This window comes from Lysinibacillus sp. FSL M8-0337 (genome assembly GCF_038593855.1).
GTDB classification, from domain to species: Bacteria; Bacillota; Bacilli; order Bacillales_A; family Planococcaceae; genus Lysinibacillus; species Lysinibacillus sphaericus_D.
The window spans coordinates 698,886-715,166 of the sequence record NZ_CP151996.1 but is presented as its reverse complement, the minus strand read 5'-3'; the positions used below and the strand labels follow the sequence as shown (position 1 = coordinate 715,166).

At 37.5% G+C, this 16,281-nt stretch carries 16 protein-coding genes and 1 other annotated feature; of the genes, 6 read left to right on the top strand and 10 right to left on the bottom strand.

The features are described 5' to 3' along the window. Positions 1 to 342: 342 nt before the first annotated feature. Positions 343 to 574, top strand: a binding site (T-box leader). 65 nt (positions 575 to 639) lie between these two features. Together trpS and MKY08_RS03180 are read left to right on the top strand one after the other, a co-directional pair. Further along, entirely contained in the window at positions 640 to 1,629 is a 990-nt protein-coding gene (gene trpS, locus MKY08_RS03185; RefSeq protein ID WP_024362526.1) for a tryptophan--tRNA ligase, read from the top strand. A 15-nt stretch (positions 1,630 to 1,644) separates the two neighbouring features. Beyond that, complete coding sequence (locus MKY08_RS03180; protein ID WP_069510577.1) at positions 1,645 to 1,953, top strand: hypothetical protein; 309 nt, start codon at positions 1,645 to 1,647, stop codon at positions 1,951 to 1,953. Here the strand turns inward: MKY08_RS03180 and MKY08_RS03175 are convergent. The 3 genes from MKY08_RS03175 to MKY08_RS03165 all read right to left on the bottom strand — a co-directional run bounded on the left by MKY08_RS03175 (position 1,937) and on the right by MKY08_RS03165 (position 4,475). After that, on the bottom strand, positions 1,937 to 2,167 hold the full coding sequence (locus tag MKY08_RS03175) for a hypothetical protein (RefSeq protein ID WP_024362524.1): 231 nt from the start codon (positions 2,165 to 2,167) through the stop codon (positions 1,937 to 1,939). The genes MKY08_RS03180 and MKY08_RS03175 overlap by 17 nt on opposite strands. A gap of 97 nt (positions 2,168 to 2,264) precedes the next feature. Beyond that, a complete protein-coding gene (fabF, locus tag MKY08_RS03170; RefSeq protein ID WP_069510579.1) occupies positions 2,265 to 3,506 on the bottom strand; it encodes a beta-ketoacyl-ACP synthase II in 1,242 nt (413 codons plus the stop codon). A 30-nt stretch (positions 3,507 to 3,536) separates the two neighbouring features. Beyond that, positions 3,537 to 4,475, bottom strand: a complete 939-nt coding sequence (locus tag MKY08_RS03165) for a beta-ketoacyl-ACP synthase III (RefSeq protein ID WP_069510581.1) — start codon at positions 4,473 to 4,475, stop codon at positions 3,537 to 3,539. A gap of 384 nt (positions 4,476 to 4,859) precedes the next feature. Here MKY08_RS03165 and MKY08_RS03160 point away from each other — a divergent pair, with 384 nt between their 5' ends. After that, a complete protein-coding gene (locus MKY08_RS03160; protein ID WP_024362521.1) occupies positions 4,860 to 5,054 on the top strand; it encodes a YjzD family protein in 195 nt (64 codons plus the stop codon). Positions 5,055 to 5,109: 55 nt separating this feature from the next. On the opposite strand, the gene MKY08_RS03155 is transcribed toward MKY08_RS03160, so the two are convergent. Then, positions 5,110 to 7,236 (bottom strand): AAA family ATPase, encoded by a 2,127-nt coding sequence (locus tag MKY08_RS03155; protein ID WP_081327903.1) that lies wholly within the window; start codon positions 7,234 to 7,236, stop codon positions 5,110 to 5,112. Between the two features lie 254 nt (positions 7,237 to 7,490). Between MKY08_RS03155 and MKY08_RS03150 the strand changes: the two genes are divergently transcribed. After that, positions 7,491 to 8,186: a Crp/Fnr family transcriptional regulator gene (locus tag MKY08_RS03150; RefSeq protein ID WP_069510583.1), complete on the top strand. Its 696-nt coding sequence runs from the start codon at positions 7,491 to 7,493 to the stop codon at positions 8,184 to 8,186. A gap of 209 nt (positions 8,187 to 8,395) precedes the next feature. Here MKY08_RS03150 and MKY08_RS03145 read toward each other — a convergent pair whose 3' ends face one another. Beyond that, positions 8,396 to 8,704, bottom strand: a complete 309-nt coding sequence (locus MKY08_RS03145) for a metal-sulfur cluster assembly factor (protein WP_024362519.1) — start codon at positions 8,702 to 8,704, stop codon at positions 8,396 to 8,398. Positions 8,705 to 8,757: 53 nt separating this feature from the next. After that, on the bottom strand, positions 8,758 to 9,522 hold the full coding sequence (locus MKY08_RS03140; RefSeq protein ID WP_069510586.1) for an alpha/beta hydrolase: 765 nt from the start codon (positions 9,520 to 9,522) through the stop codon (positions 8,758 to 8,760). 123 nt (positions 9,523 to 9,645) lie between these two features. Here MKY08_RS03140 and MKY08_RS03135 point away from each other — a divergent pair, with 123 nt between their 5' ends. Together MKY08_RS03135 and MKY08_RS03130 are read left to right on the top strand one after the other, a co-directional pair. Further along, positions 9,646 to 10,455 (top strand): Cof-type HAD-IIB family hydrolase, encoded by an 810-nt coding sequence (locus tag MKY08_RS03135; protein WP_069510588.1) that lies wholly within the window; start codon positions 9,646 to 9,648, stop codon positions 10,453 to 10,455. A 239-nt stretch (positions 10,456 to 10,694) separates the two neighbouring features. Then, positions 10,695 to 11,552: a DegV family protein gene (locus MKY08_RS03130; protein WP_069510590.1), complete on the top strand. Its 858-nt coding sequence runs from the start codon at positions 10,695 to 10,697 to the stop codon at positions 11,550 to 11,552. Between the two features lie 110 nt (positions 11,553 to 11,662). On the opposite strand, the gene MKY08_RS03125 is transcribed toward MKY08_RS03130, so the two are convergent. The 4 genes from MKY08_RS03125 to MKY08_RS03110 form a co-directional block, all read right to left on the bottom strand. Then, complete coding sequence (locus MKY08_RS03125; protein ID WP_069510592.1) at positions 11,663 to 13,138, bottom strand: alpha-amylase family glycosyl hydrolase; 1,476 nt, start codon at positions 13,136 to 13,138, stop codon at positions 11,663 to 11,665. Between the two features lie 225 nt (positions 13,139 to 13,363). After that, positions 13,364 to 13,732, bottom strand: coding sequence for a YisL family protein (locus tag MKY08_RS03120; protein ID WP_024362514.1), 369 nt, complete (start codon positions 13,730 to 13,732; stop codon positions 13,364 to 13,366). A 288-nt stretch (positions 13,733 to 14,020) separates the two neighbouring features. Continuing rightward, on the bottom strand, positions 14,021 to 14,923 hold the full coding sequence (locus MKY08_RS03115) for a fumarylacetoacetate hydrolase family protein (protein ID WP_024362513.1): 903 nt from the start codon (positions 14,921 to 14,923) through the stop codon (positions 14,021 to 14,023). A gap of 123 nt (positions 14,924 to 15,046) precedes the next feature. Next, positions 15,047 to 16,213: a DUF418 domain-containing protein gene (locus MKY08_RS03110; RefSeq protein ID WP_069510595.1), complete on the bottom strand. Its 1,167-nt coding sequence runs from the start codon at positions 16,211 to 16,213 to the stop codon at positions 15,047 to 15,049. Positions 16,214 to 16,281: the final 68 nt, after the last annotated feature.

The following is a 16,281-nucleotide window of genomic DNA, read 5'->3' as shown; positions in this document are numbered from 1 at the left end:
ACTTTCTTTGCATGTCCAATGAACTAATAATAATATTCCCAGTAACAAGTCATTTTAAACATGAATTTCTCGAAACTAGTTGTTCTCAATTAAAAAACACAAACGAGAATAATGTCATGTAGACGTGTACAATTAAGGACGTATTTTAGATAAAATTGGTTTCCTTTTTTTACAACACAAAAAAATTCAGTCATAAGACTGAATTTACAGGCTTGCATTTAACTAAGTCTTTATACTATAATTTTGTGCAACAAGAGAAGCGCATTTGCGCCAGTCTTGATGGTCAACAGTATTTTGATTGTTGTCTTCAAAAAGACACTCTCTACACATTAAATAGTGTAGTTAAAAACGCTGACGAAGAGTAGTACATTTGCAATATACATGTATAGAGAGTCTGTGGTTGCTGGAAACAGACCATGTATGCATTTGGAATGGACTTCCGAGTTAGCTTTGTGAACGTTCAAGTCTTCACTTGATCCCATTAGCAAAGCTCGTCCCTTCACGTTACGAAGCAAAGTGGCCTTCTAAGGCAAGCAGGGTGGTACCGCGGATTCGAACATCATTCGTCCCTTCATTAGTTTATTCTAATGAGGACGCATGATGTTTTTTATTTTTTCGAACCCCGAGGAGGAACTTATTATGACAACTATTTTTTCAGGCGTACAGCCAACAGGTATTGTAACATTAGGCAATTATCTTGGTGCATTCAAGCAATTCCCAGCACTACAGCATGAAGGGAATGCTATTTACTGTATCGTTGACCAACATGCCATTACTGTTGCGCAAGATCCAAAAGAGTTACGTCAAAACATCCGTAATTTAGCTGCTACTTATATTGCGACTGGAATTGACCCTCAAAAGTCAACGCTATTCATTCAATCTGAAGTACCGGCTCATGCACAAGCAGGATGGATGCTACAATGTGTCGCTTCTATTGGTGAACTAGAACGTATGACACAGTTTAAAGATAAATCACATGGTAAAGAGACTGTTTCAGCAGCTCTTTTAACTTATCCACCATTAATGGCGGCTGATATTTTATTATATAACACGAATATTGTTCCTGTAGGGGATGATCAAAAACAGCATATTGAGCTAACACGTGACCTTGCAGAGCGCTTTAACAAACGTTATGGTGAAGTGTTAACGATTCCTGAAATCCAGTTACCAAAAGCTGGAGCTCGTATTAAATCATTACAAGAACCTACAAAAAAAATGAGCAAATCTGATCCAAATACAAAAGCTACGATTAAACTTTTAGATACAGCGAAAGATATCGAGAAAAAAATCAAATCTGCTGTCACTGACTCTGATGGTATTGTGGCATTTGATGTTGAAAATAAACCAGGTGTTTCAAACTTACTAACGATTGAATCCGCTATTTCAGGTGTAGCAATTGAAGATTTGGTGAAAAAGTATGAAGGCATCGGGTATGGAGGCTTCAAACAAGGTGTCGCTTCAGCAGTAATCGACCACCTAACACCAATTCAAGAAAGATTTTATAACCTTGTAGAGTCATCTGAACTGGACATTATTTTGGATGAAGGTGCAGAAAAAGCAAACGCTATTGCAAGCGCAACTTTAAAGCGCATGGAACAAGCAATGGGCTTAGGCCGCACAAACCGCTAAGAGAGGAATTAACATATGCTCTGTGAACATTGTCATCAACCAATCAAAATCCTTCTATTAGAAGGTGATTTTGGTGCAGATCCATTATGGTGTGGCCATTGTCAAGCCAATTTAGAATTAGAGCAACTTCCTTTAGATGAGTCACTATTATCGGAGCTGACAACATGGATGTGTAACTTCGGCGAATGGATTGACCTTGAAACAGATTCATTTATTGATGGTATGGATACTTTAGCGAAAAGCCATGATGTACAAGGTGAAGACTTGGCCAAAAAAGTAGCAGAAGCCTTCGCCATTCCTGTGACGTTCAAGCCTTATCTTTAAGATTCGCTGTTTTATCGAAACCAAAATCGAGCACAACACTACAAAGTACAATGCAAGCTCCAATGGCGATATAAAATTCCGTTGTATGCATGATGAATTTTAAGACTACTGACCAAGAATAACCAAGTGTCCGATAGTTCAAATATAAAATTAAATTGCCGATAGAAAGTATCATTAAGCCATAGCTCATTAAAAATATAAAAAGACGAAACAAATAAACGGCATCCTTTCTATTTCTTCTTACTTTCTTTTCTATTCGCTAACTTTTAAAAAAAGACGTCAGCCTTGTAAATTAGGCTGACGTTTTTTCATTATTCCTCTATTTTTTTGAATAATAGACTTGCGTTATGACCACCAAAACCAAGAGAATTACTCATTGCATATTCAATGTTCGCCTTACGCGCTTCATTTGGTACATAATCTAAATCGCACTCAGGGTCTGGCTCTGTTAAGTTAATTGTTGGAGGTAAAATGCCCTCTTTCAATGCTAGTGCTGTAAAAATAGCTTCAACACCACCAGCAGCACCTAATAAGTGACCTGTCATCGATTTAGTAGAACTCATTGCTAATTTATAAGCATGTTCACCAAATGCCTTTTTTACAGCTTGTGTTTCAAATAAATCGTTGTATGGTGTACTTGTTCCGTGTGCATTAATGTAGCCTACTTGTGAAGGGTCTACGCCACCATCTTGTAATGCTTGCGTCATGGCACGTGCAGCACCTTCACCTTCTGGGGCTGGTGCAGTAATATGATGCGCATCGCCAGTTGAACCATAGCCAAGAACTTCTGCATAAATTTTTGCGCCACGTGCTTTTGCATGTTCATATTCTTCTAAAATAACAATTCCGGCACCTTCACCAATAATAAAGCCATCACGGTTTTTATCAAATGGTCGAGAAGCTGTTTGAGGATCCGTATTTAAAGATAACGCTGTATTTGCACAGAAGCCTGCAACTGCCATCGTCACGATTGGTGATTCAGCTCCACCAGAAATCATCACATCTGCATCTCCACGCTCAATTACTTTAAATGCATCACCGATTGAGTTCGTACCTGATGCACAAGCTGTTACTGAACAAGAGTTGATTCCTTTCGCACCAAAGTGGATAGACACTTGACCTGAAGCCATATCTGGAATCATCATTGGTATAAAGAATGGACTAACACGACGTGCGCCACGCTCTTGGAATGTGAGAAATTGCTGTTCATATGTTTCCATACCACCGATACCAGAGCCAATCCATACACCTGCACGCGGCGCTAACTCTTCATCGATTGTAAGCTGTGCATCTTCCATCGCCATAATTGACGCAGCTAGTGCATAGTGCGTGAAACGATCCATTTTACGAGCTTCTTTACGTTCAATATACTTTTCAATATCAAAGTCTTTTACTTCAGCCGCGATTTTTGCAGCGAATAGGTCTTTATTTAAGCGTGTTAATTCACCAACGCCTGATTTACCAGCTTTAATGTTTGCCCATGTTTCTTCGATGCTATTACCTAGTGGTGTTACTGCGCCAATTCCTGTAATTACTACTCGTCGTTTACTCATTGTCTTACTCCTCTCAAGCAATTATCGTTTTTATTTTCCCCATCTTAATGCAACGGCACCCCATGTTAAGCCACCGCCAAAACCGACAAGTACTAATAGATCATCATCTTTTATCTTACCTGCTTCAAGCTCTTCTACTAAAGAAATACCAATAGAAGCAGCCGATGTATTGCCATATTTGTGAATCGTTTTTGACATTTTTTCCGCTGGTAATGCTAAACGTTCACGTGCCGATTCCATAATTCGAATATTCGCTTGATGCGGAATTAAAAAATCAACTTCTTCTTTTGTTAAACCTGCTTTATCTAATACATTTACTGCTGATTCACCCATTTGGCGTACGGCAAACTTAAATACTTCGCGACCGTTCATCGCAATTGTATCCTGTTTCGTTAAATATAGATGTTTGCCGCCTGTGCCGTCTGCCCCAAGCTCAAATGATAAAATCCCTCTACCTTCTGATACTGGGCCAACAATGGCAGCACTAGCACCATCACCAAATAAAACGGCCGTATTACGATCTTCCCAATTAATGACTTTTGAAAGCTTTTCAACACCTACTACTAAGACATATTTATAAGCATTTGATTCTACAAATTGTTTTGCTGTCACTAGGCTATATATAAATCCTGCACAAGCCGCTGCTTGGTCCATTGCTGCTGCATTTACCGCACCAATTTGCTCTTGAACCATACATGCTACACTAGGAAATGTTTGATCTTGCGTTACAGTTGCTACAAGTATTAATCCTATTTCTTCAGGCGTAATACCTGCTTTGGCTATAGCATCTTTAGCAGCAGCTACTGCTAAATCTGAAGTTTCTTGATTATCTGCAGCAAAATGACGTTCTTCAATTCCGGTACGAGTTCGAATCCATTCATCCGACGTATCCATAATTTTTTCTAAGTCAAAATTCGTCACGACCTTTTCAGGAACGTATCTGCCTAAACCTATAATACCTGCGTTCATATAGCAACCCCTCTGCTTTCTTACTATCAATTATTAGTAACTGGTCATAATTATAACTCATAATTAAGGAATGGTGCAAGGTGATTTAAAATTAGTATAGCAAATGGATGTACTTCAAATAGCTTTCGATGGTTCAATTCACGTTTTCGTTGGTGTCACTAAAAACGTGAAATTCGCCACGAACACTTTGCGTTGCGCCACTAAAACCATGCAAATCGCCACAAACACTTTGATTTGCTCCAATCTACTACTTTGTTGTGACAAAATTGCCATAAATCACAAGACGCAATACATCACTTTTTGATAAAAGGTTCTTTTTTTTTCGACTTATGTTATGATATGATAATGTATATGTAATAAAATAGTTCGGTTGAGGTGAAATTAATGCAATATATCGTAACGTTCATATGGTCATTCTTACTAGTTTCCATGTTAAACTACGTAGTAAGTGCTGTAATCGGAGTACCATTTGATTTCCAAACTGGTGCGATTCTTTCAGTTGTATTCTCTGTACTAATTTTCGTTATTGGCGCAATCATTCCAAACGAGCCAACTCCAGAAGCTGCAGACCATCATTAATCAAATTTATAAAAAACCTGTCTCGCCTAGTGCGAGACAGGTTTTTTTCTATTTATTATTTTTCCACTACACACTGACCATCACGCATGTTAATATGCAAAGTTTCTCCTGGCAATACTTCACCACGTAATAGCTCCTTGGCAACCGCTGTTTCAATATAACGTTGCACAAATCGTTTTAATGGACGTGCCCCAAACTGTGGATCTGCACCTTGCTCGACAACCCAATCTATGACGTCTTGTGCGACATCTAACGTAATTTCCTGTTCGGCTACACGTTTTACAAGCTGCTCAACATATTTCCAAGCAATCGCTGTAAAATGTTCTTCTGATAACGCATGGAACAGAATAATATCATCCATTCGGTTTAATAACTCTGGTTTAAAGTGTTGACGTAATGCTGCCATCACTAAATCTTCTACTGCTGCATCATCTTTTTGTGCCTCCATTAAATAGCTAGAGCCGATATTAGATGTTAAAATAACAACGGTATTTGTAAAGTTAACCATTCGCCCTTGACTATCCGTAATGCGACCATCATCTAGAATTTGCAATAAAATGTTCGCCACATCAGGATGAGCCTTTTCAATTTCATCGAGTAAAACGACAGAATATGGATTACGGCGAACAGCTTCTGTTAATTGACCACCTTCTTCATAGCCGATATAGCCTGGAGGTGCACCTACGAGACGTGATACACTATGTTTCTCCATATATTCACTCATATCAATACGAATAAAATGCTCCTCCGAATCAAATAGCTGTGCCGCAAGTGCTTTAGCTAGCTCTGTTTTACCAACACCCGTTGGCCCTAGGAATAAGAAGCTACCAATTGGGCGATGTGGATCTTTAATGCCTGCTCTTGCACGCCAAACTGCTTCTGTAACAAGCTGAACAGCATTATCTTGCCCCACCACTCGTTCATGTAACGTATCTTTTAAACGCAATAATTTCTCACGTTCCCCTTCAACTAGCTTTGTAACAGGGATACCTGTCCAACGAGATACAATAGAAGCAATCTCTTCGGATGTTACTTCTTCACGTAAAATACGTGTGTCACTACCGTTTTCTAATTGCTTTTCCATCTCTTGAATTTCTTTTTCAAGTGCAGGGATTTTCCCATGTCGTAATTCAGCTGCTTTATTTAAATCATATTTACTTTCCGCTTCGTCTAAATCACGACGGTACTTATCTAGTGACTCACGTTTTTTCTGGATACCTTGCAGTGTTTTTTTCTCTGCTTCCCATTGTTGACGCATACCTTCTGACGAACTTTTTAGTTTTGTTAACTCTTCTTGTAATTGCTCAAGACGTTTTTTACTCGCTTCATCCTTTTCCTTACGCAATGCTTGCTCTTCAATTTCTAACTGCATAATACGACGAGTGACCGCATCTAGCTCTTGTGGCATCGAATCAATTTCTGTTCGAATCATTGCACATGCCTCATCGATTAAATCAATCGCTTTATCCGGTAAAAAACGCTCAGTAATATAGCGATTTGAAAGCTCTGCAGCTGCTACAATTGCTCGGTCATGAATGCGCACTGCATGATGTAGTTCAAAACGTTCCTTTAAACCACGTAAAATCGAAACGGTATCTTCAATAGATGGTTCACGTACAAGCACTTGTTGGAAGCGACGTTCTAAAGCAGGATCTTTTTCAATATACATACGATATTCGTCTAATGTAGTCGCTCCTATGCAATGAAGTTCACCTCGTGCAAGCATAGGCTTTAACATATTTCCTGCATCCATTGCGCCATCAGTTTTACCAGCACCAACAATTGTATGAATTTCATCAATAAATAAAATAATGCGCCCTTCAGATTCTTTCACTTCTTTTAGTACACCTTTTAATCGTTCTTCAAATTGCCCACGATAACTTGCACCTGCTATTAATGCACTCATATCCAGCTCATAAAGCACGCACTCTTTTAAGCCTTCTGGCACATCTCCTTTAACAATACGTTGTGCCAAGCCTTCTACAATGGCTGTTTTACCAACCCCAGGGTCACCAATTAACACAGGGTTATTTTTCGTTTTACGCGTTAAAATTCGAATAACATTACGAATTTCTTCATCACGCCCAATGACGGGATCCATTTTGCCGTTTTTTACTTCTTCGACTAAGTTACGACCAAATTGCTCTAATGGTTTTTTATCATCTGTTTGTTGAAATTGCATAATAGCACTCCTCTTCACTTTTCATATCTTTACCCTAACTTTGTTTTTAAAGTTTGACCTTCTTTGACTAACTTTATTTTACAACATTCGACAAAGCCAAGCAAAAAAAAAGCTCAAAAATTTTACACTGGATAATGGGAAATTACGTTATAATAGTGGTATGTTTCGTTGTTTTAATATATCGAAATGATTATCATCATCCTTTTGTAATACAGGTAATTTTTATTACAAAAAGAAAGAGATGTGTTTGATATATGGTACTAAAGGATAGTACACAAGAAAAAATAAAGGCGCTTTTTCAAAATAACGGCGTTTTCATCAAAGTGAATAAGGATAGTAAAATTTTCTTAGAAGGAGAACGTGCTAAAGAAATATATTATATTAAAACAGGCGCTATTTCGATTAGTCAGGAAACCGAGAGTGGAAAAGAATTAACCGTTCGAATTTGCGGTCCTGATAGTATAATTGGCGAGGGTTCATTATTTTGTAACCTCACGTATTTTTCGATGACGGCAAAAGTTTTAGAATCTTCCACGTTATATGTTTTAAGTCGTAAATCATTAGAGCACCTATTAGTTGAGCAACCGCAATTAATGGTAGAGTATATGAAGTGGTTGCAAACAGAAAATTTAAAATATCAAAGTCGTCTACGCGATTTAGTGTTAAATGGTAAAAAAGGGGCTTTATTTTCAACGCTTATTCGCCTGACAAATACGTACGGTAAGCCATTGGAAGATGGGTCAATTTTTATTGATTTTCCATTAACAAACTCTGAGATTGCGAATTTGTGTGCAACAAGTAGAGAAATGATTAACCGTATGTTGAATGATTTAAAAAAGCATCATATTCTATCCTTTGAAAAAGGCTATATTACGATTATAGATTTGCAATATTTAAAAGATGAAATTGCTTGTGAAAATTGCCCTCTGCAAATTTGTCGTATTGATTGATTTATCATTTAGCCTTTTAATTGCGTCTTGATTTATCCCTTGAATATTCACCCAGGAGCTTGAACTAACATTAGCATTTTTAATCCCTTCTGAATACCAGTGTATATCCGTCATTCCACCCGTTAGATAATGAAAGAAGCTAAATAAAAATCCCCGCTTACAGTTATGTGCAAGCAGGGATTTTTTATTCACTAGAAGCAGCGAATTTCCTAACGAACGCCTAACGCCATTTTTGCATAGCGAGACATCTTATCTTTTGACCAAGGTGGATTCCATACAATATTAACATTTGTACTTTTCACCTCTGGTAGTTCACTTAAAGCTGTATTCACTTGATCAACAATTACTGGTCCCATTGGGCAACCCATAGAAGTCAGTGTCATTGTAACGGTCGCTAAACCTTCGTCATCTAACTCTACATCATATACTAAACCTAAGTTGACGATATCAATACCAAGCTCAGGGTCAATTACATTTTCTAATGCACTTAGCATGCTGTCTTTCATATCTTGATCCATTTGTATTTCTCCTTCCAACATAGTGTTAACTTAATCATAGCAGATGCTTCTTATTATGCCAAATGCTGTGCAAGCCATTCCGTTGCTGCTAGCATACCATCACGTGTCACGGCATGACCAGCGTGTTTATCTGCAATAAATTTTAAATTGCTCGGATTTTCTTCATAGTATGCACGTAATGTACAATAAAAATCATACGTATCTTGAAATGGTACAGTTTTATCTTGCTCACCATGCCAAAAGAACACAGGTCGTCCAGCGAATTGTTCCGGCGTTAAACTAATATCATACGTTGCGAGAAGTGCGTTTGTTTTTTGTACTTCTTGTTCTGACATCGGCCACTTTACACCACTTTTAGCCAATTGCTGTAATTGATAGGCTCCTAATTTGATAAAAGCTGGACCACCCATACATATTGCCGCAGTTTGTATCCAATCATAAAGCTTTAAACAGCCAGATGTAACGATGGCTCCCATTGAAGTACCAGCTACACCAATTTTATCGCCAGCTACAAGTTGCTTATTCTTTAAATCTTTATATAATTGCTCTACTTCATGAATAGAATTTAAGACAATGTCCCAAAAATGTAAATTCATCTGAGTCTCTGTTAATCCTTCACTACGCGCACCATGGAATTTTGCATCTGGTAATAGGACACGCACCCCTTTATTTACCAACTGGTAAGCATAATGTAAGTTATGTTCTTTTGCACTCATAAAGCCGTGTAAGAAAATTACTACCGGGGTTTTTTCATTCATCTTGTCTGTATATATATGTAACAAAGGAATCTGTCCCCATATTTCAGTCTTTACAAACATTCTTGTCACTCCCAACTTTTGTCTGACCTTTTTATGTTAGCAAACTTTTTTCAATGTGACAAAATTTTGACGAACGGATAACAAAGCGATACTATTCAAACATAAGGAAAGGGGCAACAAGCTATGAAACAGCATTTAATCGTTTTAGATTTAGACGGTACGTTATTAACGGACCAACAACAAATTTCTTCAAAAACTAAAAAAACATTATTGCAGGCTAAGGAACAAGGGCATCAAGTTATGATTGCCACAGGTCGTCCATATCGCGCAAGTGATATCTACTATCATGAGCTTGGTTTAACAACACCGATTGTTAATTTTAATGGAGCCTATGTCCACCATCCTAAAAATGCTGCTTGGCAAACCATGCATACACCGATTGATTTAAGTGTTGTACGAGAGGTAGTTGATTCAGTCAATCACTATGAATATGAAAATATTATAGCTGAAGTGAAAGATGACATCTATGTGCACACGGAGGATGATCGGATTTTAAATATTTTTAACATGGGCAATCCCAAAATTACGTTGGGTGATATTTCGACAAAACTATTAGTCAATCCAACGAGTCTATTAATTCAAGCAAACGAAGTAAATTCTATGATTATTCGCGACCATTTACAAGCTGTCCATGCAGAAGTGATTGAACATCGTCGTTGGGGTGCTCCACTTCACATTATTGAAATTGTTCGCCGAGGTTTAAATAAAGCGGTGGGTATTTCACATGTAGCGAAAGATTTAGGTATTCCACGTGAACGTATTATCGCTTTTGGCGATGAAGACAATGATTTAGAAATGATTGATTATGCGGGTATTGGAGTCGCTATGGGCAATGGAATCCCTAGCTTAAAAAACATTGCCAACGAAATTACAACATCAAATAATGAAGATGGCATTGCTAAAATACTTATTGAACGCTTAAAATTATCATAGTTAATGCATCATTTCCAGTTATTAAAACTTTATTCTGTAAAAGCTTTTCATCTCTAATGCTTGTAAAATTTGATTTTTATTTGTACACTTGAATGCTTATACGTCTAGTGAATAAAGTTATAGCTTTTGGCAAGCTACTAGATTTTAAAAAGCGAAGCGAATACGATCATTTTAAATCAGGACGCAATAGACAATGCTAGCATTTCTAGTAAATACAGTTTTTTTAGGAGGTCAAGATGATGAAGATTTTTACTGATAGTGGATGTGATTTACCAAAGTCATACTATGAAGAGAATGATGTCATTCTACTTCCGCTACGTGTACAAGTAAATAACCATGAATATGATGATGTCTTGTCGATTGATTCGAAGGAAGTTTATGATGCTATTCGCCAAGGGGCTCATCCAAAAACATCGCAAGTTTCACCAGAGCTCTTTCTGCAACAGTTCGAAAACCTAGCAAAAAGCGGTGAACAAGGTATCTACATCGCCTTTTCATCTGAATTATCAGGTACGTATAGTACAGCTGTAATGATTCGCAACCAAGTTCTTGAACAATATCCAACATTAAAGCTCGCAATAGTCGATTCAAAATGTGCCTCATTAGGCTATGGCTTAGTCGTTGATGAAGCCGTGCAACTTCGAAAAGCAGGTACTTCGCTTGATGAAATCGAAACAAAAATACAATTACTCGCTTCACAGATGGAGCATCTGTTTACAGTGGAAGATTTAGATTACCTTGCAAAAGGAGGTCGTGTTTCGAAAGCGAGTGCCTTCCTTGGCGGACTCCTTAGCATAAAGCCTATTTTGAACGTAGAGGACGGTAAACTCGTACCAATTGAAAAATCACGTGGTCGTAAAAAAGCCATTGCGCGTATGTTGGATTTAATGCAAGAACGTGGTGGCAATTTTGCTGATAAAATTGTCGGAATTAGCCATAGTGATGACTTGGCCTTTGCTAACGAAGTAAAAGCATCCATACAAGAAAGATTTGCACCAAAAGCAGTCCAAATGACAATGATTGGCTCTGTTATCGGCTCCCATGTTGGGCCTGGTACAATTGCAATTTTCTTTACGAATAAAAGTTATCAAGCTTAGTGAGAAGCTGGTAGAAGTCTACGAATCGCCAGGAAACCTAGACAAATTGCCATCACGTTCACAGCAAAAAAAGTGTTAGATTGATTGCAGTCAATCTAACACTTTTTCAATTAGCTATTTTTACTTGCAGCGTCTTGCTGTTGACGACGTTTTTTTCCTCGTTTAATAATAATAATAACGAAGCCAATAAATACAACATAGACCAAACCAAGCGCAACCATGTAAGGAACATTTAGCCCCTCATCGTCCTTCACTTGATAAATTTCTACGATTTCACGGTCTAGTATTACTGGATAAACATTTTTTTCATTAATTCGCACCTTTTCTTCTTGTAAAATACCGTTTAGCATTTTACCCTCACCAATTTGATCTGGTGTTAAATCGACACGTTGTGTTTTTCCTGTATTGTTCACCATAATAATCCATTGCTCTTCATCGGATTTTCTCGTAAACACAAGTAAACCATTGTCATTTGTAATAACTTCGAAATCACCTTTTCGTAATGTCGCTGATTGGTTACGTAATGACTGTACGTTTTTAATATAGTCAATTAACTCTTCATCTGTTTTGAAATTGTATAATTGATGCGTGTCAGGTTTGTCTTCCCCATTCATAGCAATTTCGGAACCATACTGAACAACTGGAATACCAGGCAGCATAAATAACGCACCCATCGCCATTTTCAATCGTGTTGGGGGGAACATATTTTCAGAAGCAGAATCAAATGTAAAGCGATGTGTTTGTAATGAATCAATCATAATTTGCGTTGGTTTTTCACCAGCAAAGGGCTCCATTAGCTTTGAAGAGTCCTGATCTACATTTTTGAAAATATTACGGTAAATCTCTGCTGTAGCTGGTGAGAAGGATGCATCAAAATTCGCATCACTTTCTTCATTCGAAATCACATATAATGATTTGTTGGTATTTTTTAACGCCTCAATCATGTCATTCAGAAAGGCTGTGTCAGCATCCGCAATATTCGTTAAACGTAAGCCACCCACATCATATGTAGAAACAAATTCTGTAGCTGATTCGATTAAAGCAGCTTGAACATCTTTATTTGTTAAATCCCATTGAATGTGCCCATTATTTGTTGAGGCAATCCAGTTTTGCTTTGCTGCGTCTTTTGCCCACTCATGATTAGGACTTACATTATTTAAAGGAAAGTCCACCATCATTGACATATTTTTTTCTTTATAGGCCTTCACCACACTTTGGAATTCTTCTGCTGTTCCAAAATGTTCTTCGATTGTACTATAGCTCGTTGGCATAGAACCATCGTATACTTCTGTGTCAAAAATTGTCCCAATGGATACGATGGTATAGCCCATTTCGCCAATAAATTTTAGTTTATCTAGTAGACCGGTGAAGTCGCCACCTGCAAATTTCGTTGGGTCTTGCGTATTTGTATCATAATCGTTAGTGCCTGAGCCATTAAAGAAACGGTCAACGAGTAAATCAAAAATGCTTTCTTCAGCAATCGTTCTTTTTTGTACTTCATCCGCGTGTGCCGGTGTTGCGCCTATTAATGAAGTTGCCAGTAAAAGCGATGCAGCTGTCGCGCTTATCCACTTCTTAAATTTCACTTCTATTCCCTCTCTTTCAAACCAATCCAACGTCATTTTACCAAATAAAACAGTAACGTTGCTATCATTTCAAAATATTTTACCGAAATGCAAAATGAATTACGACAAAAAGGTGTCAAATTAAGTTAACCCAGAAATACTGAAATTTCAGAATTGTTCTGGTGTCTGGCACTTCAAGAAAATAAAAGAGCCGTGAAGCAACAACTTCACAGCTTTTATTAAACATTATGCAAGGAAATTGAATCCCATTGGTAGCTTGAATCCTAAGAACATTGTAATCAGTAAAAATACTGCAAATAAAATCCAGAACATTGTTGTTGGCTTGTTTTTCTTTTGACGAACTAATACCATTTCCATCATGCCAATAACGAAAATACCGCCTAAAAATTTAAAGCCATAAAGCATTCCTTGACCGAATTTCATCGCTTCAATAAATAATGCCCCGCCAGTAATAATAATTAAAATGTAGAATAAACGTAATAACATATGTAAGCCTTTGGACTGCTTACCACTAAGTGCTGCAATTAAAAAGATTACGATGCCAACTACCCAAGTTGTAATGTGCAAATGTGTTTGGTTAGTTAAAAAATCCATTTTTGTCCCACCTCATTTTTTTTCTATCAAACTCTATCCTATCACGCAGTGGTAATGGTTTCAAATATTACAAGTTGTGTTCACAAAATTGAATGAATTTACGTCTAAACGTCTTGGATTCCAGACTTTCGAACTTGCTTAATAAAAAAATCTATGACAGCTACCAACGCCTGATTTAAGGGAGCTTACTGTTAGTTATTTGCTATTCGTCCACCTTAGAAAAGAGATGAGCTCCACTGAAACAAATTAAAAAATCCGCGGAGTTTGCACTCACGCGGACTAGCTATATTATTCAAAATGATTAACTAACGTACCTATACCTTGGATGGATACTTTCACAGTATCTCCCGCTTTTAAATATTGCGGTGGATTCATGCCTTTACCGACGCCTGCTGGTGTACCCGTTAAAATCACATCACCTGGCTCTAACGTTACATGTTGCGATAAAATCGATACGAGCGATTCGACAGTAAACATCATATCTTTCGTTGTACCATTTTGACGTACTTCATCATTTACTTTTGTAACAACTGTTAACTCTTGCGGATTTGGAATTTCATCTTTTGTTACAAGGTATGGTCCTAATGGGCACGTGCCTTCTAGGCTTTTACCTAAGAAAAATTGTTTATGTTTATCTTGAAGGTCACGTGCTGTAATATCATTCGCAATTGTGTAGCCAAATACATAGTCAAAGGCTAAGTTTTTCGGAATGTTTTTCCCACGTTTACCAATAACTACTGCCAGTTCCCCTTCATAATCCATTTTTGAAGAAAGATCTGCATGGATTGATAGTGTTTGACCATCAGCCGCAATAGCAGTTGGCGATTTTGTAAATACCATTAAATCGATTGGTGCTGCTTCTGCACCCATTTCTTTTGCATGCTCATCATAGTTTTTGCCGATACACATAATATTTTTTGGTGTGCGTGGAATTGGTGATAACCACTCAATCACTGTAAACTCACGTTTGAAGCTATTCGCACGGTCTGATTTTTCCGCTGCTTCTACTAATTTACGAATTTGTTCAACAAAATCGAAGCCTAATGCAATGCCATCAACAATTGAACTTGAAAAAGAAGGGAGAACTTGTAATTCGTTTTGAATAGCGAGTACATCCCATACCGCTTCTTCTTTTTTTACTTTTGGTCCAAAGCTTACATGTCCACCTAATTTAAATGATAAAATTTTCATGATTTTAAGAGCTCCTTCTTTTTTCTACATGATACAACAATATGATATAAATTACCTTACTTTTACGATAACAATTTTTAATGTTGCTAATTCTCTATTAATTAAGCATGTTACGCACAAATTTCAGCTTGACTCGGTTTTCGCCTTATATGTTAACTTACGCCATATCGCTTCTAATGGACCTTGCTTCCATTTTGTAAGCCAAATTTCCGCTAAAATCATTTGCACGACAATAATACCGATAGCAATTAATACACCTGTAGCAACACTTACTTTCCCATACCAACCTAATCCAAATTGATAAAATATAAATGTCCCAATCATGGATTGCAGTATGTACATCGTTAACGACATGCGTCCAATTTTTGCAAAAGGACTAAGTATTTTTGGTATGATTGGCATCAGACAAAGTAAAACAACAAGGCCAATATAGCCAACTGATAAAATCGGCCCACCGATATAGACCTTTATATAATCAAGTAAATACGTACGTGTAAATAGGATGGGTACACTTTTTAAGAAAATACCAAGTGCTAGCCCAGCAATCGTAATTGCTAGCCACAGCCATTTCAGCTCTTTTGCACGTTCGACTAAATGCCTTTTGGAGGCAGCTGCACCTATTAGCATATACGGTAATATCGTAAATAATGACGCAATCCACATCCCGATTCCCGCTTGAATAGATAAGTCAGATAAACGCTGTAAAAAGGCATCCATCCAATTACCTGTGCCATAGGCTGTAATTGCCTTTTCCACCCCAGTAATATCTAAGTACGTTTCAATCTCCGTATTAAAGTTAATATAACCTACTACAAGCAACATAAAAACATGCATAAATCCATTGATAAGAATACCCGTTAGTAATAGCCAGATGGGATGTAAACGTAAAAGCAACAGCAGAAAAACGCCACAGAAGGCATACATCATTAAAATATCTCCCCACCAAATAAGGAGCGCATGCAGCAAACCGAACATAAATAAAACAGTTAACCTTCGGAGTCCTGTTCCATAAAAGTTTTGTTCACGACTTTGAGCTTTTTGCCATTGTAGCGCTAATCCATAACCAAATAATAAGGAAAATAAAGGATAAAAACTACTTTGCACATAAATATCTAAATTTTGTTGCCAAACAATATCTGACGGTGTTGTAAACCATGACGCTAAATCAATGTGTGGCATTGGCAAATAAAAGGCATACATATTGACGACTAGTATACCTAGCAAGCTAATTCCACGTAAAATATCTAATGTTGCGATTCGTTCCTGCAACATCGTCGGTTTCAAATTCACAAAATAGCCTCCTCTTCTTTCTAAGTCGTTAAACTACAATGCGCATCCTTCTGCGCTTTCAGTAAACT